Origin of the sequence: Corynebacterium spheniscorum (assembly GCF_900113445.1) — a bacterium.
Lineage (GTDB): Bacteria > Actinomycetota > Actinomycetes > Mycobacteriales > Mycobacteriaceae > Corynebacterium > Corynebacterium spheniscorum.
Window position 1 is genome coordinate 84,751 of the sequence record NZ_FOPJ01000006.1, and the last position, 22,483, is coordinate 107,233.

The window sequence follows — 22,483 nt, forward strand, 5'->3', positions numbered from 1 at the left end:
AGTGTGTGGGTGTTGCCATCATTATCGATAAGCCGGTGGCCGCTATGCAAGATAGTTTTCACTTAGTTGGCGCAAGAAAACAGGGCACCTCCCTAAGGAAGTGCCCTGCAAAGTTCCTGGACCTAGTTCTCTAGGTAGAGCTTGCCCCTAAACATTGGGTGCATCAGGTTCTCGGTGGATAAAACCTCATCCAAGGTCTTTTCATCCATCAAGCCTTTTTCCAATACCAGCTCACGCACCGACTTCCCCGTCGCGGCAGCCTCACGGCCAATCACATCACCCATGTGGTGACCAATAAAGGGGTTCAAGTAGGTGACAATGCCAATGGAGTTATCCACATAGGCTCGGCAGACCTCGGCATTAGCGGTAATACCCACAACGCACTTCTCGCGCAGGGTATCAGCAGCATTACCAAGGATGCGGATGGATTGGAAGAGTGCTTCACCTAGGACTGGTTCCATTACATTGAGCTGCAGCTGCCCGGCTTCGGCGGCCATGGTGACAGTCAGGTCATTACCGAAGACCTTGAAGCACACCTGGTTGCAGACCTCCGGGATAACGGGGTTGACCTTGGCGGGCATGATCGAGGAACCAGCGGCACGCGCCGGCAGGTTGATTTCATTAAGACCAGCGCGCGGACCGGAGCTTAAAAGACGCAGATCATTGCAGATCTTAGAAAGCTTCATGGCGGCACGCTTGACTGCGGAGTGTGCCAACACATAGGCACCGGTATCGCTGGTGGCTTCGATGAGGTCCTTGGCGCCGCGGACTTCCAGGCCGGTGACCTCGGCGAGTGCGGCAATGACCTGGTGACGGTAGCCGGCTGGGGTGTTCACGCCGGTACCGATGGCGGTGGCGCCGAGGTTGACCTCGAGGAGGCGTTCGGCGGCCATGCGCAAAATATTTTGTTCTTCGGCCAGGTTATGGGCGAAGCCGCGGAATTCTTCACCCAAGGTCATGGGCACTGCATCTTGGAGTTGGGTGCGGCCCATTTTGAGGATGTCGACGAATTCTTCGCTCTTGGCTTGGAAGGCGGATTGGAGCGCATCGAATTGTTCGATGAGTTTGAGCATCGCCGCATGCACACCCAGGCGGAAGCCGGTGGGGTACGCATCATTGGTGGATTGGCTCATATTGACATCATCATTGGGGTTGATGGCCTCATAGTCGCCTTTTTCTTTGCCGAGGTACTCCAACGCCAGGTTCGCAACCACCTCATTGGCGTTCATATTGGTGGAGGTACCTGCCCCACCTTGGAAGACATCGATGGGGAATTGGTCGCGGCAGCGGCCCTCCGAGATGATCTGGTCACACGCCCAGGCAATGGCTTCAGCTTTTTCTGCCGGCAGAGTATGCAGGCGGCGATTAGCCATAGCTGCGGCTTTTTTGACTTGGGCCATACCCACAATCAATTCGGGCACATCATTGATGGTGGTGCGCGAAATATTGTAGTTATCGATAGCGCGCATGGTGTGGATCCCGTAGTAGGCGGAATTGGGGATCTCCATGGTGCCTAGGAGGTCTTCTTCTAGGCGATAGCCTTTACGCGCAGTGGGCTTGGCCGGTTCTTTTTTCTCTGGTTTCTTTTCCTGAGGGCCAGTGGATTTCGACATGAAATGCCTCTTCCTTAAAGCATGGTTGACCTGAAGCAATTGCGTTCAAGTGTAGCCACGCCGATTAGTTTGTGAGACCAATAGGTAGGATGAAGGGCTATCCGCGTAGATAAAATATTTTTGGCGCGGCATAGCTGAACCCCGTGGAGTACGGTGAGAAATATTTCTCAACCGCAACCCACGGGGCTCGGGTGAAGCAAAAATCTTTAGATGCGGGCGATGCGTAGCTCGGAGGCCAAGATGGCTTCGGCGCCGAGGTCAGCGAGGGCATCCATGATGTTATTTGCTTGCTTGCGGGGCACCATGGCGCGTACGGCAACCCAGTCTTCGCGAGCCAGCGGGGAGACCGTGGGACCGGAAAGCCCGGGGGTGATCTCGCTGGCTTGATCAAGCAGGTCGCGGCGGACGTTGTAGTCCAACATGAGGTAATTGTGGGCGTGCAAAATACCCTGGATGCGGCGGATGAGCACCCGCTGGGCGTGATCGACCTCGCGGCCCTTGCGGCCCACGATCACCGCCTCGGAGGTGCAGATCGGCGCACCGAAGGGCGCGAGCCCCTGTTGGCGCAGGGTGCGGCCGGTGGAGACAACATCGGCGATCGCATCGGCAACGCCTAGGCGAATGGAAATCTCCACTGCCCCATCCAGCCGGATGACCTCGGCTTCTAAACCGCGGGTAGCAAGATCATCGCGCACCAGGTTGGGATAGGAGGTGGCGATGCGTTTGCCGGCTAAGTCTTCGACCTTCCATTCTTGGTCCGCGGGGGCGGCGTAGCGGAAGGTGGAGGCCCCGAAACCCAGCGGGAGGACTTCGCTTACCTCGGCGCGGGAATCGCGGGCGAGGTCGCGGCCGGTGATACCTAGATCGAGTTGGCCATTGGCGACATAGATGGCGATGTCTTTGGGGCGGAGGAAGAAGAACTCCACATCATTGGCGGTATCGCAGACATTGAGTGCTTTGGTGTCATCGCCGCGGCTGGCATAGCCGGCTTCCTTGAGGATGTGGACGGCGCGTTCGGATAAGGAGCCTTTATTCGGGACGGCTACTTTAAGCAAGATCTCTCCAGAGTTAGAGGTAGCGGTAGATATCTTCGGGCTTGAGGCCGCGGGCGACCATGATGGTTTGGGCCCAATAGATGAGTTGGGAGATTTCTTCGGCGAGCTCTTCATCTGATTGGTACTCGGCTGCCATCCACACTTCGCCGGCTTCCTCGATGACCTTCTTGCCTAGATGGTGGATACCGGCCTGAAGAGCGGCGGCGGTACCAGATTCGGCGGGGTCGGCAGAAGCCTTGGTGGTGAGTTCGGCATAAAGCGAGTCAAAGTTCTTCACGCGCGCCATTATTCCACGTAGCAGTTCGGCCTAGCGTTTTGGGGGCTTAAGCCTGCCGAAACCAGGTGTAGACATCTGCGGCACTAACCCCTTCAAACTCGATGGAACCATCACCGCGAAGATCACCTAAATAGGTGGTGCCGGGCACCTGGTCGCGGGCTTGGTTTTCGGGCAAGGAAATCACCCGGCAACCTGCCTTAACCGCGGCGGTTTGTCCGGCAACGGAATCCTCAAAGACCAGGCAGTCCCCAGGCTTTGCGCCGGCAAGTTCGGCGGCTTTGAGGTACATCTCTGGGTTGGGCTTAGAGCAGGTGACATCATCGCCGGTGACAGAGCCACAGAAGAAGTGCTCCCCTACTGCCTCAATGGCGGGATCCGCCAAGCTGCGAATGGTGTTGGTGGTAACAAACATGGGGATCTGGTCAGCAGCAAGTTCAGTTAATAGCTGCCGAACCCCAGGGCGTGGGTGTAGGTTGCCGTGGAAAATTTCGGCCACCCGAGCAAAGAACTCTTCGGCAATGGCATCGGCATCTAAGGTGGCGGGATCAATGCCGGCGTGGCGCGCGCAGATCTCCAAGGTGTTGGGGAAACTGCCGCCCACGGTTTTATCGCGTTCTTTTTCGCTCAGGCGGCGGCCGAGTTTTTCGCTGAGCTCATAGGTGGCGATCCCCCACAGTGGTTCGGAATCAACCATGGTTCCATCCATATCCCAAAAGATGGCGGCGGGTTGATAAGGAGTGCTCATGGCTACTGTGCGGGAACCTTTCACTTGGGGTTAGGTGTCTTCTGGGTCTTCGGGCAGATAGATCATCGGTGCTGCTGGGGGAATATTATTTTCTTCATCTTCTTCCATGAGCAGCGGGATCTGGGAGTTATCTAACCCATGCAGGTGACCTAGTTGTTGGAAGAATTCCTGCAGGTCACCATATTCTTCTTCCTCTAAAACCGCATCTTGGTGCTGCGCATTGAACTCTTGGAGCTTCGTGCGGGCATCGATGAGGGTTTCCGCCACCGGCACGGTGGCCATATCAGCAATTAAGGTGCGCAGGATCTGCTCTAACTCCGCTAGGCAGGCGGGATCATAGAAGCCTTCCCAATGCTCAGTTTCGCCTTCACCGAGGTAGCTGCCGGTGGCGAAGGTGCGCAGATCAGCGATGAATTCCTCAACCCAGGCGCCCGGGTGAAAAGAACTACTCATAGCTGCACCCCTAAGAGTGCATCAATGGCGGTGCGCGCAAGATCTGCGGCTTCCTTCGTGCCTTCCCCGGTTTGGGTTGTAGCCCAAGAATCTACTGCCGCTAAGGCAGCTGGGGTATCAAGATCATTGGCCAGGTGCTTGCGCAGTTCCTGCACCATGGTGATGGTTTCTTCTCGTTGCGCATGCTCGAGGGCGCCGCGCCAGGAGGCTAGGCGCTTTTCGGCGGTGGCCAGCACCTCATCTGACCAATTGCGGGGCTTGCGATAATGCCCGGCGAAGGCGCCTAGGCGAATAGCGGAAGGCTCATGTCCGGCCTCTGTGAGCTTATGGACAAACACTAGGTTGCCTAAGGACTTCGACATCTTCACCCCATCAAGGGCGATCATGCCGGTGTGCACATAGTGCTGCGCCATCCGCGGTTGGGCTTCGGCGGCTTCTGCATGCGCTGCGGAGAACTCATGGTGCGGGAAGATGAGGTCACTTCCGCCACCTTGGATAGCAAAGGGGGTGCCGAGGCGATTATTAGCAATCGCGGAACACTCAATATGCCACCCTGGGCGCCCCGCTCCAAAGGGTGCCTCCCAGGAGGGTTCGCCTTTACGGTGAGCGCGCCACAAGAGCGCATCGAGGGGATCTTTCTTTCCAGGGCGGGTGGGGTCGCCGCCGCGTTCGGCGAAGAATTCTTCCATCTCCTGCCGCGAATAATTCGACTCATAACCAAAGTGTGAGGTGGCCCTAATGGAGGCATAAATATCCGGGTATTCCGGATCATCCACCACATAGGCTGCCCCATTATCCAGCAGCGTTTGGACCATCTCAATGACCTCTTCGATGGCTTCCATGGCGCCAATATAGTGCTGTGGGGGCAGCACCTTTAAGGTCTCCATATCGGAGCGGAAAAGATCGATTTGGCTGGTACCTAATTCGCGCCAATCCACGCCATCGCGTTCTGCGCGTTCAAAGAGGGGGTCATCAACATCCGTAATATTTTGGACATAATGAACTTTGTGCCCATTATCTAGGAGCTGGCGGTACACCAGATCGAAAGCTAAATAGGTGGCAGCGTGCCCTAAATGCGTGGAATCATAAGGGGTAATTCCACACACATACATTCCTACTTCCGCATTCGGATCATCCGGAATTGCGACGGGTTTGATGCGCTGATCAGCAGTGTCATAAAGATTGAGGGGAATCGGGGATTCCAGGTTAAGGGTGGGTACTTGTGGAATTGGCCAACTATGCATGCGCTCTACCTTAATGCCCGCCGTTTAAGGCCCCGCTTTTCAGGCCGGCCTCAGTAATAAGGTGATGCCACACCCCAGCCGAAGTACCCCTAGCCCAGTGATGACTAACCCCGCGCCACCAGCCGATCTCGACGACAGCCCAGGTGCGCGGGGAAGAAGTTTTTAATAAGCGGCGAGCACTCCGCTGGCGAGCAAAATGGCCACCAGGATGCCAACCGGGATGCGGTAGGCAGCGAACCAGCTAAAGGAGTGGTGCGAGACGAACTTCAGCAACCACGCAATCGAGGCATAGCCCACTACGAAGGCAATGAGTGTGCCGACTGCCAGCTGGGAGGCGCTGGCAGCCTGGCCGGCTTGGGGGTCGAAAGCATCGGGTAGGGAGAATAACCCGGAAGCCAAGACGGCGGGGATGGCTAGAAGGAAACTAAAACGCGCGGCGACTTCGCGTTCCAGGCCAACAAAAAGGCCTGCGGAAATGGTGCCGCCGGAGCGTGACACACCGGGGATCAGCGCCAAGCATTGGGCGCAGCCCATAATGATGGCGTCTTTCATGGTGAGGGATTCATAGCTGCGGCGCTTGGAACCCATTTTCTCCGCCAGGATAAAGACGAAGGAGAAAGCCACCAACACAAATGCGGTGATCCAGAGGTTGCGGAGGGATTCGCGGATAATGTCTTTGCCGAGGAACCCGAGGATGCCCACCGGCAGGGTGCCGACAATAACCATCCAGCCCATCCGATAATTGAAGCCGCGCTCGGCTTTATTAAAGAGGCCTTTAAACCAGCCCGTGAGAATATCCCAAATATCGCGGGCGAAATACACCAGCACGGCAGCTTCGGTACCTAATTGCACCACCGCGGTGAAAGAGGCGCCGGCGTCTTGGCCGAAGAATAATTCGGAAACGATCCTTAAATGCCCGGAGGAACTCACGGGCAGGAATTCGGTTAAGCCTTGCACCAAGGACAGCACAATGGTTTGTGCCCAGGAGATGGGTTCAGGGTGTGCGCCGGAGGCGAGGGTCTGGGCGGTATCAAGATCCGCTGCCCCGCTGTCTATCCAGGAGCGCAGGTGTGCGCCGAGCTCATGTAATCCAATCACGTCGGACACCGTACTCGATTGATCGCGGCGGTGTGCGGGTTGGGAGGTACATTCTCAGGTTCTTGACAGCTTCGAAGATTTTCAGGATAGGTGCTCTAGGCTGGGTTGGGTGGAAGAAAGAGCACTCGGCAAATCGGGCCTGAAGGTATCCCCCCTGGGCTTAGGCACCGCCACCTGGGGTGAGAGCGTGGATATTGCTGCCGCCTGTGAACTACTAGGGCTTTTTGTTGATGCCGGCGGCAACCTGGTGGATACCTCCCCCGCGCTTAATGGTGGTGGCGCTGAGGAAGTCCTGGGTGCTGTATTAGCCACCGGCATCCCACGTGATGAAGTGGTGCTTTCCACCGCGGCTGGGGTGGATCCCTTACGCCCGGTTGGTTCACGGGTGGATTGTTCCCGCCGCGGACTACTACGCCAATTAGACCGCAGCTTGAAGACCTTGAGCGTGGACCATATTGACCTTTGGAATGTGGAGTATTGGGATGACTCCACCCCAGTAGAAGAAGTAGCCGACACCTTGGATTATGCGATCCAAGTAGGCAAGGTGCGCTATGTGGGGGTGCGAGGTTATCGCGGCTGGCAACTAGCACTAAGCAGCACATATCTTCCCCGCGGGCGGGCTTTGGTGGCCGCGCAGGAGGAATATCACCTGCTGCGCCGCGAAGCAGAAGATGAGCTTATTCCTGCCGCCGCACATGTGGGCGTGGGCTTTATTGCTGCTGCACCACTGGCCTATGGGGCGCTATGTGGGGTGGAACGCCATGGGGTGCGCTCACCTTTTATGAACTATGTGGGTACTAAACGCGACACCATTGTGGAAGCTTTAGCTACGGCCGGCAAAGGTTTGGGGCTTTCCCCCGCGGCGGTGGCATTGTCCTGGGTATTAGGGCTTAATCGCGCGCCGGGGAAGGTGGCGGCCGCGGTGGTGGGTGCTAGGACTACTAGCCAGCTTTCGGATGCGCTGATGGCGGTGCGCCACCCCCTACCGGAGCAAATCATTCGCGCTTTGGATGAGGTTTCCGGCTAAGTGCCACCCGGATGCGCTAGGCTTCGTACCTGTGAAAACGCGTGCACCTTGGTCCCCTGTTCATAGTGGTCGTTCTTTAGGTCCCATCAGCTCATCGGTGCTGTTGGCAGCGGTTTTAAGCGCCGGGCTGGGATTAAGTGCTTGTTCTCAGAGCACAGATCAAGAAGGCGACGAAGCCACCGTCGGCATGGGTAATGCCACCCCGGCGGTCTCCCCGGCATTAAGCGGCACCCCCGCTGGAGACGCCCTAGCAGTACCTAGTGCGATCACCAGGATTGATGACGTGGTCGGACTTGGGGAGATCATTGCGGTACGCGGGGAAAAGACCCTAGCAATGGGTACGCTGGCGGACTTCCAAGGCGATAGCGCCAAAGTAGTGGAGCTACCTTCAGCTGAATGCGGAGACATCACGATCACCGAGGACACCGTGGTGATTCCCTGTGGCACGCAGGTGCTGCTGATCAACGATGGTGAGATCACCCGCAGCATTGATACCGAGATGCAGGTACGTGCCGCAGCATTAACCTCCACCGGTGAAGTGGTGGTGGCCAACCACGAAGACAATAAGGTGTGGGTGCATCACCCCGAGGCTGATGCCAAGGTTGATGAAATTATTGCCGATCGCCCTTCCACGCAGATCCTGGCACTGCCCCAACCTGAAGGCCCCGATGCGGTGGTGCGCACCTGGAATGAAACCACCACCATCCAAGATATTCAGTGGACCAAGGGCAAACCCGGCGGCACCCTGCGCGTGGGTCTAGGCATTGGGCGAATGAGCCCCGGTGAAGATGGCACCCTGGTGGTCTCAGATACCACCGGTGATCAAATCGCCATCTATACCGCGGATCGCATTATCCGCCTGCACCAAACCGCCCCCATTGATGATTCCCCCTGGGCGGTTGCCTGGGATAAACACAACCACTTGGCGTGGGCGGCCTCCACTGGCACGAACTCTTTGGTGGGCTATGACATCTCCCAAGGTGTGCCTGAAGAACGCCAGCGGCTGAGCATCCCGGAAAACACCATCTTCTTATCTGTTCTCGATGATGGCAGCTTGATTACGGCCACCAAGGATGCCACGGAGTTGCGCCTGATCCCCAACCCCGGTGCTGGCTCCTCCGCAAAATAATCACTCCCCTGTCTCACACCTTTAGCTGAAAGGCTGACTTCTAGCCCTATGGTTCCGATCCGCGAAGAACTCTATTCCCTTGCCCTTAAAGGCATGTTCAAGCTCCGCCCGGAGCGCATCCACGGGATCATTAACGACGGGCTTTCCCTCGTCCAGCACACTGCGCCGCTACACCGCGGCCTAGCGAAGATCCTGCCAGTTAAAGACGAAGTATTAGCCCAAGAAGTTTTTGGTGTCACCTTCCCCCGCCCACTGGGGCTGGCTGCAGGATTTGATAAGAACGCGAACTCCCCGGATGCCTGGGCACCCCTAGGGTTTGGCTACGCGGAACTTGGTACCGTGACCGCCTCCCCGCAGCCTGGTAACCCCACTCCGCGGCTTTTCCGCCTGCCGGAAGATAAAGCCATCCTCAACCGCATGGGCTTTAATAATGTGGGTGCCGCTGAGGTGGCGCGCAACCTTAAAAAGCGTGCCTCTGATGATGTGATCGGCATTAATATCGGCAAAACCAAGGTGGTGCCCGCCGAAGAAGCCGTAGATGACTACCGGCGCTCCGCCAAACTACTTGGCAACCTCGCCGATTATTTAGTGGTTAATGTCAGCTCCCCCAACACCCCAGGGTTGCGGGACCTACAGGCAGTGGAATCTCTCCGCCCCATCTTGGCGGCTGTTATGGAAGAAACCAGCTCCCCAGTACTGGTGAAAATCGCGCCGGATCTTTCCGATGAGGACGTCGATGCGGTAGCGGACTTGGCCGTGGAATTAGGCCTTGCCGGCATTGTGGCCACCAACACCACCATTTCCCGCGAGGGGCTATGCACCCCAGCTTCAGAAGTAGAAGCCATGGGAGCCGGCGGGATCTCTGGCCCGCCGGTAGCTGATCGCGCCCTGGAGGTACTTACCCGCCTCTACCAGCGCGTGGGTAAGCAACTGGTGCTTATTGGGGTAGGTGGCATCTCCACCCCGCAACAAGCCTGGGAGCGCATTGCTGCTGGGGCGAGCTTATTGCAGGGCTATACCGGGTTGATTTATGGCGGCCCGGATTGGATCCGCAATATTCACCTAGGTATCGCGCAGCAGATCCGCTTGCATGGGATGAAGAATATTTCTGAAGCAGTAGGCTGCGGCCTGCCCTGGATCGAAGAGAACTAAGAGACACCAACTCCCTCGCTTACATCGAGGGGGTTTTCTGCTGCCTACTCGCGCCGGGAAGCATCCAGCGCCGTCTACCTCAGCCCCCGAGCTCCCCGGCAGCTCAGCACCGCTTCACCACGATCTCGAACACAGCCCCTCTACAAAAATAGAGCCACGCCCAGTAACCCTCTATTGATGTAGAGTTTTAGGGATATGAGCGAACTTTCTGACCGCCGCAGCCGCATCGCTGACGCGGGCATCTACCTAATTGCGCACCGCGGAGTGCGCGCGCTGACGCACCGCAGCGTTGATGAGCTGTTGGGACTCCCGGCTGGATCGACCTCGTATTATGCGCGTTCGCGGCGGGATTTATTGGGCCTGATCGCCCAGCGCCTAGCCGAACAGGTAGATACCGACTTCGCTGCGGTCACAGTGCCCGCGACACTTAGCCCAGCGGGGGCCGCCGAGTTTTGCTGCGGGCTTTTGGACCGCATACTCGCTTCCCCGGAGCGTTATCGCACGCGCTTGGCGCTACTTTTGGAATGCCGGGAGGACCCCGAGTTAAGCGCTGCGCTATGTCAACGCCCGGAGCCGCGCCGCAGCCTAGAAACTTTGGCTACGGAGGTACTCCGGGCGTTGGATGCGCCGGCGGCCGACACGCATGCGGCGGACCTGGTGGCGCTGATGGATAGTTTTATGATGCAGCGAGTGATTCGTGGGGCGCAGTTAGATGAACGCCGCGTGCTGCGTGGATATTTAGCGGGGTTATGTGTCTAGGCTTTGGCTGCTGAGCGCCGCAATACCAGCGCGCAGAGACCACAGACAATGGCATAAAGCACCAACCACCATTGCGGCATCACCATGAGCACCGTGTGCGCAATGGCCTTCGAGGCGAAAGCGAGGAGCACCACCGCTAGGACCACCAGGTAAATCCTTTTCGCCACCGGATCGATCCGTGGGTTCGGGAAAGCCCCGAAGATTGCCGCGGCAACCAGGATGAGCAGGTGCTTGGCGGTGAACTCGATGCTGCCGCCTAGCCCATTGGTGATCACTGAGATGGTCTCGAAGATCAAGAAAGCCAGGGCCAGGATGAGGAAGGCACCGCCGAGGCGGATCGCCAGGGGTACCTTCGGCAGCTCCTGTGGCGTAGTCGGTTGGTTGGTGCGTCGTTTTTTGCTCACTGTTGAAGTTTCAGGCCTGTCCTAGTGGTTTTCGTACCAGCCCCAGAGGATCGCACGTCCTAGGGAATGGAAGTAGAGATTGAAGCCTAGCACCGTGGGGGTGGCATCTGGGTCAATATCGAGCTTTTCCACATCCACCGCGTGTACCGCGAAGAGATAGCGGTGCGGGGCATGCCCGGCCGGAGGTTGGGCGCCATAGAAGCCGCGCTTGCCGGAGTCACCCTTCAAGGTGATCACACCATCGATGCCGAGGTCCTCCTTGGAACCGGCGCCGGTGGGCAGTTCTGTGACATCAGCGGGGATATTGAAGGCAGCCCAGTGCCAAAAACCGGAGGCGGTGGGGGCATCCGGGTCGAAGCAGGTGATGGCCAAGGACTTAGTGCCTTCGGGCAGATCAGACCAAGAAAGCTGCGGGGAGATATCTACCCCACCGGTTTGGTCTTCGCTGAGCTTCGCACCATTTTCTAGGTCCGTGGAGCTCAGCGGGAAGCTGGGGAGATCTTTGAGCGGGGCGTAGGGGTCGGGGCCAGGGAAACGAGAATCTTGTGCGTAGTCACTCATGTGCTCAGTTTTACCGGAAAATCCGTAAGAGTGTCGTGGCTCTCATACCAGGGGTTGATTCCACTTGGCCCACAGCTGCGCATAGCGCCCACCTTCAATGGCAATGAGCTCTTCATGCGGGCCATCTTCAATAATCTGCCCATCTTCCATTAAGAGCACGCGATCTGCGGCCACGGCTTGATCTAAGCGGTGCGCCACCACCAAAGAGGTGCGCCCCTTAGCCGCGGCGGTGGCTGCTTGTTCGAGTAGGCGGGCATAGTCAGAGCCGGCCTCACTAGTAGCTTCATCCATCACCAAAACCGGTGGGTCGCGCAGGATCACCCGGGCAAGGGAAATAATTTGCATGACCTCTGGGGAGAGCTCCTGGGCCTGTGCTCCTACTAAGGTATCTAAACCTTGGGGTAACCAGCGCTGCCATAACACCCCGCCGGTTGCTAGGCCGGCTGCCGCTAGTGCCGCTAAGAGTTCTTCATCGCTGGCTTCCGGGGCGGCCATGGTGAGGTCTTCTCTTAAGGTGCCGGCAAAAAGGTGCACCTCTTGGTTGAGCAAGGTCACCTGCCGGGCGGTCCACACATCGGAGACGGTGGCGGTATCGTGGCCGGCCACCAGCACCTGCCCGGCGGTGGGGTGTTGGAGCCCCGCAATAAGTGCTGCGAGGGTGGATTTACCTGCCCCGGAGGTCCCCACCAACGCGGTGGTGGTCCCGGCTGCGAGGGTGAGGTTCAACCCATCAAGCACGCTCACCCCATTGGGATAATGGAAGCTCAAGTTACGCACCTCCACTTCCGGCGGGCCACTGACATCAGCGGGGATGGGCAGACTCTGGGCCTTATCCCCCATCCTCACCAGCGCTACCGCACGGGATAATGCCACCGCACCGGTTTGAATATTGTAGGCAAAATGCAGGGCATCGAAGAGGAAGAATTGCAGCTTGGCAATCAACCCCAAGGCGGCGGTAATCTGCCCCAAACTCACCTGCCCATTAACCAGCATCCACGCGGAAATAAGCATGGTTCCGGCAATGAGCAAGAAGTGCATAATCCGGGATTCGCCATAGATCAGCCCCAGCAAGGTCACCTTATCGCCGGTGCGCTGCAGCGCCTGCCAGGATGATTCGCGGGTGCGCCCCAAAGACCACTTCTCTAAGCCATAGGCGCGTACCGTGTTAATCCCGCGAATAGAATCCAATAAGCGCGCATTACGCCGCGCATCAGCCTCAGATTCGCGGTCTGCCACATAATTCGATAGCGGTACTAGGCGTTTAATCCAGGGCACCAGCAAGAAGCTGACCAACAACCCCGGGATCAAATACATGGGGTGAATAAACGCCAGTGACACCAAGGTCGCCGGGATCATAAAGATCAGCAACATAATGCGGCTACCGAAGATCCCAAATACATCACTAGCGCGGGTGACATCGCGGGTAAGCCGCGTAATCATCGCCCCAGTACCTAGCCGCAAAAGTTCTGGCACCGGTGCCTGCAAGGCGCTTTTTAATCCGGCTTCGCGCAGGTCCACCGCATAGCGTTGGGAAATATCGCGCATCACCCAAGGCACAATCACCCCGCGGAAGAAGGCCTCGCACAATAAGAAGCCAATAAAGATCCACAGCAGCCGCATAAACGCCGAGTGATCCCCCAGAGCATCAATGAGCCTGCCCAATAACAGCGGGCTGCCGGCGGTGGCGGCCACCATAATGCCCATGTTGCCTAGGGCCATTACCCACCACAGTGGTGTGGGGTTGGCCGGTAGTGCCTTTAAGGTGGCCATGACCTCCCGGAAGCTCGCTAATTGCAGGGCGGGTTTGTCCGCGTGGGGACTCATGCGAACTCCTTCACGCGATCGGCACTATTAATCCACGCCCGCGATGAGCTAATCACAATGGTGCTGCGTCCGCGGCGTAGTTCTTTAATGCGCCCGACCACCTGATCCAAGGTGATCGCATCCAACCCGGTGGTGGGATCTTCTAAAACCAAGAGCTCGCTATTAGGTGCCAAGGCCCTAGCTAAGGCCACGCGTTGGCGCTGCCCACCGGATAAATTAAACCCAGCTTCGCGCAGCGCAATCGCGGTGGGATCCCCACCTAATCGCGCAATAATATCCCCACAGGCTGCGGCCTCGAGGGCCTCATCCACCATGGATTCCTTCCCTGTGGGTGCGACATTTTCCGCCAGGGTGCCTTCAAAAATATGGGCACCGTGCGGGGCATATAAGGCTTTGCGGATATCCCTGCGCCCAGCACCTTCTACCAGCGCAGCAGCCTCCACCAGCGCAGTGGCGGCAGCCACCGCATCAGCATGCCCTTGGGGGCTACGCGGATGCCACACTTCCAGGCCCACCTGCGGCTGTTCCACCTGCTTCACCGCAGTAGGTTCCTCCGGGTGGAAAGACGCCTTCAGCGCATTAATGCGATTGGCTGAGGCCACCGAGCGCGTCCACACCTGCGTTAAATAAGAAAAGGAATAGCCCGTAACCACCAGCGTGGAAGGCGCAATCAAATAGATGGACATAAACTCACCGGGGCTGAGCTGCCCATTAACCGTAAGCCGCGCCGCCCACAGCATGATCCACACACTAAACCCAGCCGGCACTGCCTGCTGAATAAACGCACACCAGGTAGAGACCCATACCTCGCGCATCGCCAGCACCCGAGATTTCTCCAAGGCCACTTCCGCACGCGCATAGGCTCTTTCCACCGCGCCGAGGCCCTTCACCACGCGCACCCCTTGGGCAATATCGGTAATCAAAGCCACCGCCGATGATTGACTTACTCGCTTATTTTCAATCGCCGTGCCCATGGGTTTAGCCACCACCAGCGCCGCCACCCCGGTTGCCACTGCCCCACCCAAGGTCGCCCAGCTAATCCCAGCATGAATTGGGAAAAGCGCAATCGCCGCGCCAATAAGCGAACCCATCATATAAACAGGGAAGCCAAAACCTTCCTTGATCACGCAGGCGCCTTGACCATCCTCATCCGCGATATTCAGCACCTCACCGGGCGACATCTCCATCACTGGGTGCGTTAACACATCGTGGGCAATATTCAGCCGCAACGCATGCACTGAGCGCGGTGTGCCCACAAAAATCATGGCATCGGCGGCGGTCTCAAAAATCCAGCTGATAAAGAGCATCAGCGCGATGACCCCCAGGACGCTCCAGAGCGCCACTGCAGAAAAATCCGCGAAGACCGCATCCGCGGAGTGCCCTACCAGGCGTTCCACCAGGATCGTTAACACCGACCCCACGAGCGAGGCGATGACGGCGAAGAAGATGACTTTGGGGAAGTTCCAGGCCAGCTTCCAGCTCGCTTTAAAACCACTGATGGGCTGATGCTTCACCCATTCCTCGGGCACTTGCTTGAGGTCATCATCAGCTGGGTAGTGCTTCGGGGCAACCCATGACCAGGTGCGGTGCCGCGGCGGCAGCTTAATGGGCGAATCCATAGAGCAAAGATTAGCAGTCTGACGGAGATGAATGTCACTAATGCAATTTCACTGTCTTAAAAACCACCCGTGTGCTGCGGATTTGTTCACCTCGGGAGCGTCGGATACAGTATTGCAGGTGCCCAGCCGCAAGGCTGACTCGCAACCTTGCCCGGGTGGCGGAATGGCAGACGCGCTAGCTTGAGGTGCTAGTGTCCTATTAACGGACGTGGGGGTTCAAGTCCCCCTCCGGGCACAAGTAGGCGGTTATCTGAAAAAGATAGCCGCCTTTTGCTTTTGCTTTCCCCGAGCCCCGCCTCCCGCAAGGGGCTCAGGAATCGCACCTCCGCCCGGCACGCAGGAACGCTTGCCACGCCTTGCTCCCCTCATACGCGAAGTGCCAAGATCATCAACCGTGACTGTTTTCAACAACACTCTCCGCATCTTCACCTGGCGGCGGGCCTTCCTGGCGCTGCTGTGCCTATGCGGCATCATCGCAGTCACCTACTTCGATCTTCCGAGCCTGGCGACCCTACGGCAATGGTCCGAACACCTCGGCCCCACTTTCCCCTGGGTGTTTTGGGTGTTCTATGTGCTCATTACCCAATTCCCCATCCCCAGAACCATTTTCACCTTAAGTTCTGGAGTTTTGTTCGGCCCATGGTTGGGCATTTTTATTGCTCTTAGCGCCACCGCGGTATCCGCAGCCATTTCTCTTTCGGTCGTCCGAGAACTCCTAGGCGACTGGATTCGCCCACGACTCACCCACCCCGCAATCACCAAAATCAATCAGCGTTTGGCGCAACGCGGCTGGCTCGCGGTATTAAGCCTGCGCATGATCGCCGGGGTGCCCTTTTCCATCCTCAATTACGCCGCCGCTTTTACCGCCGTGCCGCTCCTCCCCTTCGTCTTCGCCACTTTCTTAGGTTCCGCCCCCGGCACCATCGCCACCGTGGTTTTCGGCGATACCCTTGCTGGTTCCATGAACCCGAAGGTGATGCTGGTCAGCGGCATCTTATTGGTGCTCGGTATTTTTGGGTTGTGGTTAGATACCCGGCTACCACTTCCTGAGAAAAACGAATCAGAGTAATAGTTTTCAACCCAATATTGTGGGTAGTGCCACCAGCGCCTTTAGAAAAACTGCACAAAGATGGCACGATGGTAAGTATTAGTACCTAACCTGGTTAATAGCTACTGATCACCAATAGAAGGTGCGCTGACATTGTTTTCCCTTCAGGCCCGCTACCGCGGACGCGCTGTACGCCGGGCAGAATTAGTCCGCCGTAGTGCTGAAGCCTTGGCCACCTTGCCCGGCGTCGGCGAGTTTGAGCTGCTCGGCGTCGAAGATATCCGCGCCATCGTCGACACCCCAGAAGCCCTCTGCGATACCGTCATGGCGTTGCTCTCTGATGGCGAATGGGCGGTGGGCATCGTTGTTGCACCCACCATTAGCGAGGCCTGTGATGTACCACTGGTGCGCTCCACCAGGGCCGGTAGTGTTCAAGCCACCGTACTTCCCCTCGGCGGCACCTTCGCCCAAGATATTTCTGCTGCCTTTGCACTCATCGCCCACGTATTAGCTAAGCGCACCTTCGAAGGCCGCGAAGCCACCTCCCTAATGCGAAGCGGGTTGAATCAAAATGAGGCTGCCGCGGAGCTGGGTATCTCCAAGCAAGCGATGTCGCAGCGCCTCCAAGCCGCTGGATGGCAAGCAGAAACGGCGGGCTGGCGATTAGCAGTCAATCTTTTAATCCAAGCTAACCAGCACGCGCATAACTCCATCTAAACCAAAAAACTTGCCCCTAGTTCAACACTAGGGGCAAAATTGTTAGACCTCGGGGGATTCTGCAATTTCTTTCTTGCGGGCCGGTACCGGTTCTTTATCCACCGGCTTATTCGCCACCGCAGTGGCAGCAGCCAACGCCGCGGCGATCTCCGGGTTGGATTCGGTAGAGAACCAATCCTCAGTGTTCTCCGGTTCCGCCATTTCCTTCGTCTCTTCATCAACTGTGGCCGGCTCATAGCGGAAGACACCATCGTCATCGCGCTTGCCGAGCGCACGAGCAAATTGCTCCAAGGAATCCCCGAATTGGCTGGGGATCATCCACAGCGTGGAGGCCTTACCTTCTGCCATCTTCGGCAGCTTCTCCAGGTACTGGTACGCCAACACTTCGGGTGTGAGCTTGGAAGAACGGATCGCAGCATTGACCTTCTGGATGGAGCGTGCTTCACCCTGGGCCTTCAGATACTGTGCGGCGCGTTCACCTTCAGCCCGCAGAATCATGGCCTGGCGTTCTGCTTCCGCAGCCAAAATTGCGGCGTGCTTCTCACCTTCAGCCGACAAGATGCGTGCCTGCTTCTCACCTTCAGCGGTCTTAATATCGGCTTCGCGTTGACCTTCAGCAGCCAAGATGGTGGCGCGCTTTTCGCGGTCCGCCTTCATCTGCTTTTCCATGGACTGCTGAATAGAAGGCGGCGGATCAATAGCCTTCAGCTCAACGCGGCTAATGCGCAGACCCCACTTGGTGGTAGCCGCATCCAGCTCGCCACGCAGGCGTCGGTTGATCACCTCACGGGAGGTAAGGGTTTCTTCCAAGGTCATGCCGCCGACCACGTCACGCAAGGTGGCCACCGAGATTTGTTCCACGCCGACGATATAGTCATCGACACCATAGATGGCCTTGGCGGGGTCATTAATTTGGAAGGTCACCACAATATCGATGGCGACGGTGAGGTTGTCTTGGGTAATAACCGCTTGTGGTGGGAAGGAGACCACGCGTTCACGCACGTCAACCTTGGCGCGTACGCGGTCAATAAAGGGCACCAGCAGGGTAATTCCACCGGAGACGGTGCGGGTGTATCGGCCCAGACGCTCAATCACAGCGGCTTCGCCTTGGGGGATCAGCGCAATCGCTTTGAGAACCACCATGGCGATGAGGGCGACAATGAGCACGAGGGCCAGGAATCCACCTGACCCAAAAATGGCATCGATCATCTCTTAACTTTCTTTCCAGACGACGGCCGTGGTGCCATCCGCGATGCGAACAACGGTTACACGATCGCCGGGGCGGAAATCCGTGGATGGGTCCATGGATTCTGCGGTCCAGATTTCGCCATTGACGCGAATCTGACCGGTATGCGAACCAGGTTCAATAGCTTCTAAAACCGTGGCTGAGCGCCCCACCAGTGCGGTGGGGGTGGTGTCTAGAAGATCTGGGTGAGTTAGCCGCTTCCTTAAGAATGGCCTGAGGAAAAGCAGCAAACCGATGGAGGCAATGGCGAAGGCAGCAACGCTGGCGGCCGGTGGTGCAAATAACGCCACCCCAGAGGCGGCGAGCGCGCCGCCGGCCAACATGAGCAGGGTGAATTCGCCAGCTGCTAATTCCAACCCTGCTAAGACCAGGGCGATAATGAACCAAACAAGTGCGGACACGCCCTCGATCCTACCTACTGTGCGACAGGTTCGCTGTGGCCGTTGTTCAGGGATTTTTATGCCTAACTAATGCATCAACACAAAGACGGGAGAGCACTAGGCTCTCCCGTCTTAGGGCGTTGGGGTTCGCGTGTTTTTAGCGGGTCCTACGTAGTACTAGGAATCCGCCTGCGACCAGGGCTAGCAGTCCCAGTCCCGCGAGCCATCCCACATTCGCACCAGTCAGCGCGAGCGGACCAGTAGGCCGCGGCGGCGTGGTGGTTGCCGGGGGATCACTCGGAGGCGTCACCGGAATAGTCGTTACCGGAGTGATCGTCGTTCTCCGGAGTGGTCACCGGGGTGCTGGTTTCCGGAGTGGTCACCGGCGTACTCGTTTCCGGCGTGGTCACGGGCGTGGTGACCGGCGTACTCGTTTCCGGCGTGGTCACGGGCGTACTCGTTTCCGGCGTGGTCACGGGCGTGGTGACCGGCGTACTCGTTTCTGGAGTAGTGACCGGGGTGCTGGTTTCCGGAGTAGTGACCGGGGTACTCGTTTCCGGCGTGGTCACGGGCGTACTCGTTTCCGGCGTACTCGTAGGAGAGTTGGTGATGGTTAGGCCATCATCCGAGGTGGTTTTCTCATAACCTTCTGGAGTCGCCACTTCCTCTACGAAGTAGGTGTAGAGATTGCCCTCTGCGTCTCCCACGGGAAGATTCGACCAGGTGTAGGTGGTGGCACCATTGTCCAGGAGTTGCGGCTCCCCTACTGGTTCAGCTTCGCCATCGTCGATTTTGCGGAAGAGCTGAAGTTGGATGTCCGGATGTTCAGCTTGCTCATCTGCCCACACCTTGGTGCCGGTCACCTCGGTGAGGTCGATATTAACCAGGGTGAGATGGCGTTCAACTACTGTTGGATCTTTGTCATCGGCGGTTCTCTCGAATGTGATGGGGTCGAGAATATTTCCGGACCAGCCAGCGGGAACATCCTTTTCATCAATGGTGTACTCAATGAGCTTGCCATTGCTGTAGGTCGGGAGGCCTTCAAAGGTGTGTTCCCAGTTGTTCTCTGCCGTCAGCTCAACTTCATCAATCGGTGTTTCATTAGCTAGCAGGCGGATGGTCAACCCTCCGGGAATGGGACGTTTATTCACCCACTCCTTCTTGACCTTCAAATTCCCCGGGTTGTCGCCGGTACCGATTTCAACATTGGTATTGGATCCAACACCGCCGCCGAAACCACCAGTGGCCTTGTTGTTCCTGATGATCAGCCGCGCGAACTCTCGAGCGGGCGCTCCCTCAGCCGCACCGACAGCTGCTAGACCCACATAACGCGGGTTAGCGTTCAAGTCATCGATGTCGACCGGCTCACCTGGGTTCTCCGGATCGAATTGGTCCACGAAGAAGGGCGAATCGAAGCCATCCACGTACCACTTAACGCCCTCGCCGCCAAGCATTCGATTAGCTAAGCGGAGGTACACTGGCGGCTTTTCGGCTTCATGCCCGAAGGGGAAGATCTCGAAATCGCGCCCATCGCCGCCTTCGATGGTGGTATTGCCGATGAAGGTGGCACCATCTTCCAGGTGGATGGTGGTTTGACCAGTCGGGCAATTCCACAACCCGCCACCGTGGGGAGCGTAGTTATTCTCAAAGAGCACGTTCTGCATCCGCAGCGTATAGGGCTGAACGGTGGCATAGACGCCGCCGCCCATGCCGATTGGGTTATCGGGCACGGTATTGTCCGAAATTTCACCGGCTTTAAGCAGCACGCCATCGGAGTTCGCATTGATGCCGCCACCAGCGAAACCGGCTGTGTTGTTGCTGATTTTTCCGCCGTTCATCTCGAAGGAAGCATGAACGATCTCACGCCACTCTTCGATGCTATAGCCGAGGCTTTGGCCGAGACCTGGTGAAGTTTTACCAGGTACCGGAACACCATTGCTATCGGAGGCGCCATCGACAAAATAGTCATCCACGAGTACGCCGCCACCATAAAAGCGGGCCTCATTGTCATGGATGCTTCCATCATTCATCTCAATGGCGAATTTTCCGAAGCCGCCGATGCCGCCCCCATACATATTGCCGTAGTTCTCGCTGATCTCTCCGCCATTGATCTGCAGATTAACCAGGGGAAGAGCATTCCAATAGGCACGGTCTTCTTCCCGATCGGCTCCGTTGATCTCTCCATCGCGATAAATATCCCCGTTGTTAATCATGATGCCGCCGCTGGCGCCACCGCGGTTATTGGTGATGCGGCCGCCATTCATGGTGAAGGTGGCGCCTTCGAAAAGCCCCACCCCGCCGGTTGAGAAGGGAGTCCAGTCCATCGGAGCCTTTCCATCGCGGATATCGCCGCCGTTGAGAATGAAGGTTCCTCCCTCAGCCACAGCGAGGTTCGCGGGGAAGGCTTCGGTACTAGATTTCCCGTTGATATCGTTCTCAGTAATCGCGCCACCATTCATGGTCATGATGCCCTTGCCGTACACGGTTACAGCACCGGTTCCATGAACACTGCGGTTTTCTTCCGGAAGGCGGATAGCACTGGGGCTCCATCCACTGGCCTTCAGCCCAGTGAGCAGGCCATCATTCATGGTGACCTCGCCGGCAACATCGAGTACGCGGGTAGCGGATTGATGAGCGCTGATGATTACTTTCCCGCCATCCGTAGAGGGATCAAGGCTAAGGGCTGCGCCCTCCTCAACCCGGACCACCACACCCGAAGAATTAGCGCCTGATTGCAAGGTTGCATCACCTGGCCCCGCGGGGATGAAGGTGATATCCGCCCCTGCGGGGATGGTGATGGCCTCGGTGATCTCGAGGGTTCCCTCAAGCTCGATGGTGGTGGGTTCGGTACCTGCCGCGGCGATTAATTCGCGAAGATTTTCTTCAGAATTAACGGGTGTGGCCTGTGCGGTTACTCCCATTAATGGGCTGAAAATTAAAAGAAGGGCCATGATCAAGTAGGTGGCTCTTCGGCGAGTGGTGGTCACGGTATTCCTTTGTGTTAGTGGCCTATCTGGGCTGACTGCGTATTGTCGCGATACTTGCTGGACAAAGCTCCCGGCAAGTTAGCTTGCCACCTATTGACAATAACAGATGCCTTAGAAAAATATAAGCGAACTTCAGCGCTTATTAGATAGTTTCACAAAAGTAATATGGCGGCGCGGTTATACGTCCGAATTCCCCCGTTAATTAAGCAGCCAGCGTCGTAAGCCTTAACCAAAAGTTAAGGGCTGCATACCTACCCCAGCCCCAGCCCCAGGGTCTCGGGTTAGCGCAGCCCAGATTTAGCGGAAATCTTCTTTAGAAAGCTCCGGTGTGGTGACAAAATCCACGAGCTTTTCCACCGCGTTAATCAGCGAGGTATCCACATCGCGGAAGCTATGCACGGCGTTATAGACGCGGTTCCAGCCTTCTTTGGGGTCCGTCCAGCCGACGCGGCGGCAGATGCCGGTCTTCCAATCCTCCCCATAGGGCACCTCAGGCCAGGCGCGCAGGCCCACTTTCTGCGGCTTCACCGCCGCCCAAATATCGATATAGGGGTGCCCGGTGACCATCACATCGGGGCCCACATTCTCCGTCAAGCGCATTTCCTTGGTGCCCTTGACCAGGTGATCCGTCAACACCCCCACGCGGCGGCCCGGACCAGGACGAAACTCGCGCAGGCGCTCCTCGAGGTTATCCAGGCCCTCGAGGTACTCCACCACTACCCCTTCGACGCGCAGATCATGGCCCCAAATTTTTTCCACAATCGCGGCATCATGAATACCTTCGACCCAAATGCGAGAAGGCAAAGCCACCTTGGCCTGAAGGTTCTCCACGCGGCGTGAACCAGAGTTAGAGACCTTGGGCGCGCTCGGGGCCACATAGCGGGTAAGCGTGCAGCGCTTGCCTTCCACCAAGAAGGCCCCGGGGCGCATCTTGAAGATGCGTTCGCGGCCATAGCGATCCTCAAGGCGTACAAATTCGCCATCGTAGGTGCGCTCATAGCCAATAATGGCGCCGACGAAATCATCGGCGAGGACCTCCACCACCATGCCGGGTTCGGCGGGGATGGTTGGGTAGGTGGGTTTCTTGGTGCGCGGGTGGCCGGCGAAGATATCACCGGCATAAGGGTCATGGACACTCATGAGGA

General features: G+C 57.5%; 21 protein-coding genes, 1 tRNA gene and 2 pseudogenes. 7 read left to right on the forward strand and 17 right to left on the reverse strand.

Annotated elements, in window-relative coordinates; genetic code table 11:
- Positions 1–122: 122 nt before the first annotated feature.
- The 7 genes from aspA to BMZ01_RS06245 all read right to left on the reverse strand — a co-directional run bounded on the left by aspA (position 123) and on the right by BMZ01_RS06245 (position 6,377).
- The gene (gene aspA, locus BMZ01_RS06215; protein WP_092285549.1) at positions 123–1,613 is read right to left on the reverse strand and encodes an aspartate ammonia-lyase; all 1,491 of its coding nucleotides are present in this window, start codon (positions 1,611–1,613) and stop codon (positions 123–125) included.
- 206 nt (positions 1,614–1,819) lie between these two features.
- Positions 1,820–2,668 (reverse strand): ATP phosphoribosyltransferase, encoded by an 849-nt coding sequence (gene hisG, locus BMZ01_RS06220; protein ID WP_092285551.1) that lies wholly within the window; start codon positions 2,666–2,668, stop codon positions 1,820–1,822.
- A 13-nt stretch (positions 2,669–2,681) separates the two neighbouring features.
- Positions 2,682–2,957, reverse strand: coding sequence for a phosphoribosyl-ATP diphosphatase (locus tag BMZ01_RS06225; RefSeq protein WP_177180092.1), 276 nt, complete (start codon positions 2,955–2,957; stop codon positions 2,682–2,684).
- Positions 2,958–2,991: 34 nt separating this feature from the next.
- A complete protein-coding gene (locus BMZ01_RS06230) occupies positions 2,992–3,690 on the reverse strand; it encodes an HAD family hydrolase (protein WP_223845802.1) in 699 nt (232 codons plus the stop codon).
- A gap of 30 nt (positions 3,691–3,720) precedes the next feature.
- Positions 3,721–4,143 (reverse strand): hypothetical protein, encoded by a 423-nt coding sequence (locus BMZ01_RS06235; protein ID WP_092285553.1) that lies wholly within the window; start codon positions 4,141–4,143, stop codon positions 3,721–3,723.
- Positions 4,140–5,387: a cysteine--1-D-myo-inosityl 2-amino-2-deoxy-alpha-D-glucopyranoside ligase gene (mshC, locus tag BMZ01_RS06240; protein ID WP_092285554.1), complete on the reverse strand. Its 1,248-nt coding sequence runs from the start codon at positions 5,385–5,387 to the stop codon at positions 4,140–4,142. Before mshC ends, BMZ01_RS06235 begins: the two co-directional genes overlap by 4 nt.
- A 162-nt stretch (positions 5,388–5,549) precedes the next feature.
- Positions 5,550–6,377, reverse strand: a complete 828-nt coding sequence (locus BMZ01_RS06245) for an undecaprenyl-diphosphate phosphatase (RefSeq protein WP_092285634.1) — start codon at positions 6,375–6,377, stop codon at positions 5,550–5,552.
- A gap of 217 nt (positions 6,378–6,594) precedes the next feature.
- Here BMZ01_RS06245 and BMZ01_RS06250 point away from each other — a divergent pair, with 217 nt between their 5' ends.
- The 4 genes from BMZ01_RS06250 (at position 6,595) to BMZ01_RS06265 (ending at position 10,552) form a co-directional block, all read left to right on the forward strand.
- On the forward strand, positions 6,595–7,512 hold the full coding sequence (locus BMZ01_RS06250) for an aldo/keto reductase (RefSeq protein ID WP_092285556.1): 918 nt from the start codon (positions 6,595–6,597) through the stop codon (positions 7,510–7,512).
- Positions 7,513–7,609: 97 nt separating this feature from the next.
- Positions 7,610–8,641, forward strand: a complete 1,032-nt coding sequence (locus BMZ01_RS06255; protein WP_177180089.1) for a hypothetical protein — start codon at positions 7,610–7,612, stop codon at positions 8,639–8,641.
- Positions 8,642–8,689: 48 nt separating this feature from the next.
- Entirely contained in the window at positions 8,690–9,793 is a 1,104-nt protein-coding gene (locus BMZ01_RS06260; protein ID WP_092285560.1) for a quinone-dependent dihydroorotate dehydrogenase, read from the forward strand.
- Between the two features lie 195 nt (positions 9,794–9,988).
- Positions 9,989–10,552 (forward strand): TetR/AcrR family transcriptional regulator, encoded by a 564-nt coding sequence (locus BMZ01_RS06265; protein ID WP_092285562.1) that lies wholly within the window; start codon positions 9,989–9,991, stop codon positions 10,550–10,552.
- On the opposite strand, the gene BMZ01_RS06270 is transcribed toward BMZ01_RS06265, so the two are convergent.
- From BMZ01_RS06270 to BMZ01_RS06285, 5 genes and pseudogenes are all read right to left on the reverse strand, one after another.
- A complete protein-coding gene (locus BMZ01_RS06270; RefSeq protein ID WP_092285564.1) occupies positions 10,549–10,956 on the reverse strand; it encodes a hypothetical protein in 408 nt (135 codons plus the stop codon). The two genes, BMZ01_RS06265 and BMZ01_RS06270, sit on opposite strands and share 4 nt — an antisense overlap.
- A 21-nt stretch (positions 10,957–10,977) precedes the next feature.
- The gene (locus BMZ01_RS06275; protein WP_092285566.1) at positions 10,978–11,517 is read right to left on the reverse strand and encodes a YbhB/YbcL family Raf kinase inhibitor-like protein; all 540 of its coding nucleotides are present in this window, start codon (positions 11,515–11,517) and stop codon (positions 10,978–10,980) included.
- 42 nt (positions 11,518–11,559) lie between these two features.
- Positions 11,560–12,333 (reverse strand): annotated as a pseudogene (locus BMZ01_RS11585) (ATP-binding cassette domain-containing protein); the annotation flags it as partial.
- Between the two features lie 129 nt (positions 12,334–12,462).
- A pseudogene (locus tag BMZ01_RS11590) lies at positions 12,463–13,341 on the reverse strand (ABC transporter transmembrane domain-containing protein); the annotation flags it as partial.
- Positions 13,338–14,960 carry an ABC transporter transmembrane domain-containing protein gene (locus tag BMZ01_RS06285; RefSeq protein ID WP_092285570.1) on the reverse strand — a complete coding sequence of 541 codons (1,623 nt, stop codon included), beginning with the start codon at positions 14,958–14,960 and terminating at the stop codon, positions 13,338–13,340. The pseudogene BMZ01_RS11590 and the gene BMZ01_RS06285, both read right to left, overlap by 4 nt.
- Before the next feature lie 149 nt (positions 14,961–15,109).
- On the opposite strand from BMZ01_RS06285, the gene BMZ01_RS06290 reads away from it, so the two are divergent.
- The 3 genes from BMZ01_RS06290 to BMZ01_RS06300 all read left to right on the forward strand — a co-directional run bounded on the left by BMZ01_RS06290 (position 15,110) and on the right by BMZ01_RS06300 (position 16,725).
- Positions 15,110–15,195: transfer RNA gene (locus BMZ01_RS06290), tRNA-Leu, on the forward strand.
- Positions 15,196–15,354: 159 nt separating this feature from the next.
- A complete protein-coding gene (locus BMZ01_RS06295; RefSeq protein WP_223845803.1) occupies positions 15,355–16,029 on the forward strand; it encodes a TVP38/TMEM64 family protein in 675 nt (224 codons plus the stop codon).
- A gap of 132 nt (positions 16,030–16,161) precedes the next feature.
- Positions 16,162–16,725, forward strand: coding sequence for a MarR family transcriptional regulator (locus tag BMZ01_RS06300; RefSeq protein WP_092285572.1), 564 nt, complete (start codon positions 16,162–16,164; stop codon positions 16,723–16,725).
- A gap of 42 nt (positions 16,726–16,767) precedes the next feature.
- On the opposite strand, the gene BMZ01_RS06305 is transcribed toward BMZ01_RS06300, so the two are convergent.
- From BMZ01_RS06305 to BMZ01_RS06325, 5 genes are all read right to left on the reverse strand, one after another.
- Complete coding sequence (locus BMZ01_RS06305) at positions 16,768–17,868, reverse strand: SPFH domain-containing protein (RefSeq protein ID WP_395890468.1); 1,101 nt, start codon at positions 17,866–17,868, stop codon at positions 16,768–16,770.
- A gap of 69 nt (positions 17,869–17,937) precedes the next feature.
- Positions 17,938–18,372, reverse strand: a complete 435-nt coding sequence (locus tag BMZ01_RS06310; protein WP_092285576.1) for an NfeD family protein — start codon at positions 18,370–18,372, stop codon at positions 17,938–17,940.
- A 136-nt stretch (positions 18,373–18,508) separates the two neighbouring features.
- On the reverse strand, positions 18,509–18,661 hold the full coding sequence (locus BMZ01_RS11540; protein WP_177180090.1) for an LPXTG cell wall anchor domain-containing protein: 153 nt from the start codon (positions 18,659–18,661) through the stop codon (positions 18,509–18,511).
- The gene (locus BMZ01_RS06320) at positions 18,645–21,338 is read right to left on the reverse strand and encodes a Cna B-type domain-containing protein (RefSeq protein WP_092285580.1); all 2,694 of its coding nucleotides are present in this window, start codon (positions 21,336–21,338) and stop codon (positions 18,645–18,647) included. Before BMZ01_RS06320 ends, BMZ01_RS11540 begins: the two co-directional genes overlap by 17 nt.
- Before the next feature lie 297 nt (positions 21,339–21,635).
- Entirely contained in the window at positions 21,636–22,478 is an 843-nt protein-coding gene (locus BMZ01_RS06325) for a DUF3097 domain-containing protein (protein ID WP_092285581.1), read from the reverse strand.
- Positions 22,479–22,483: the final 5 nt, after the last annotated feature.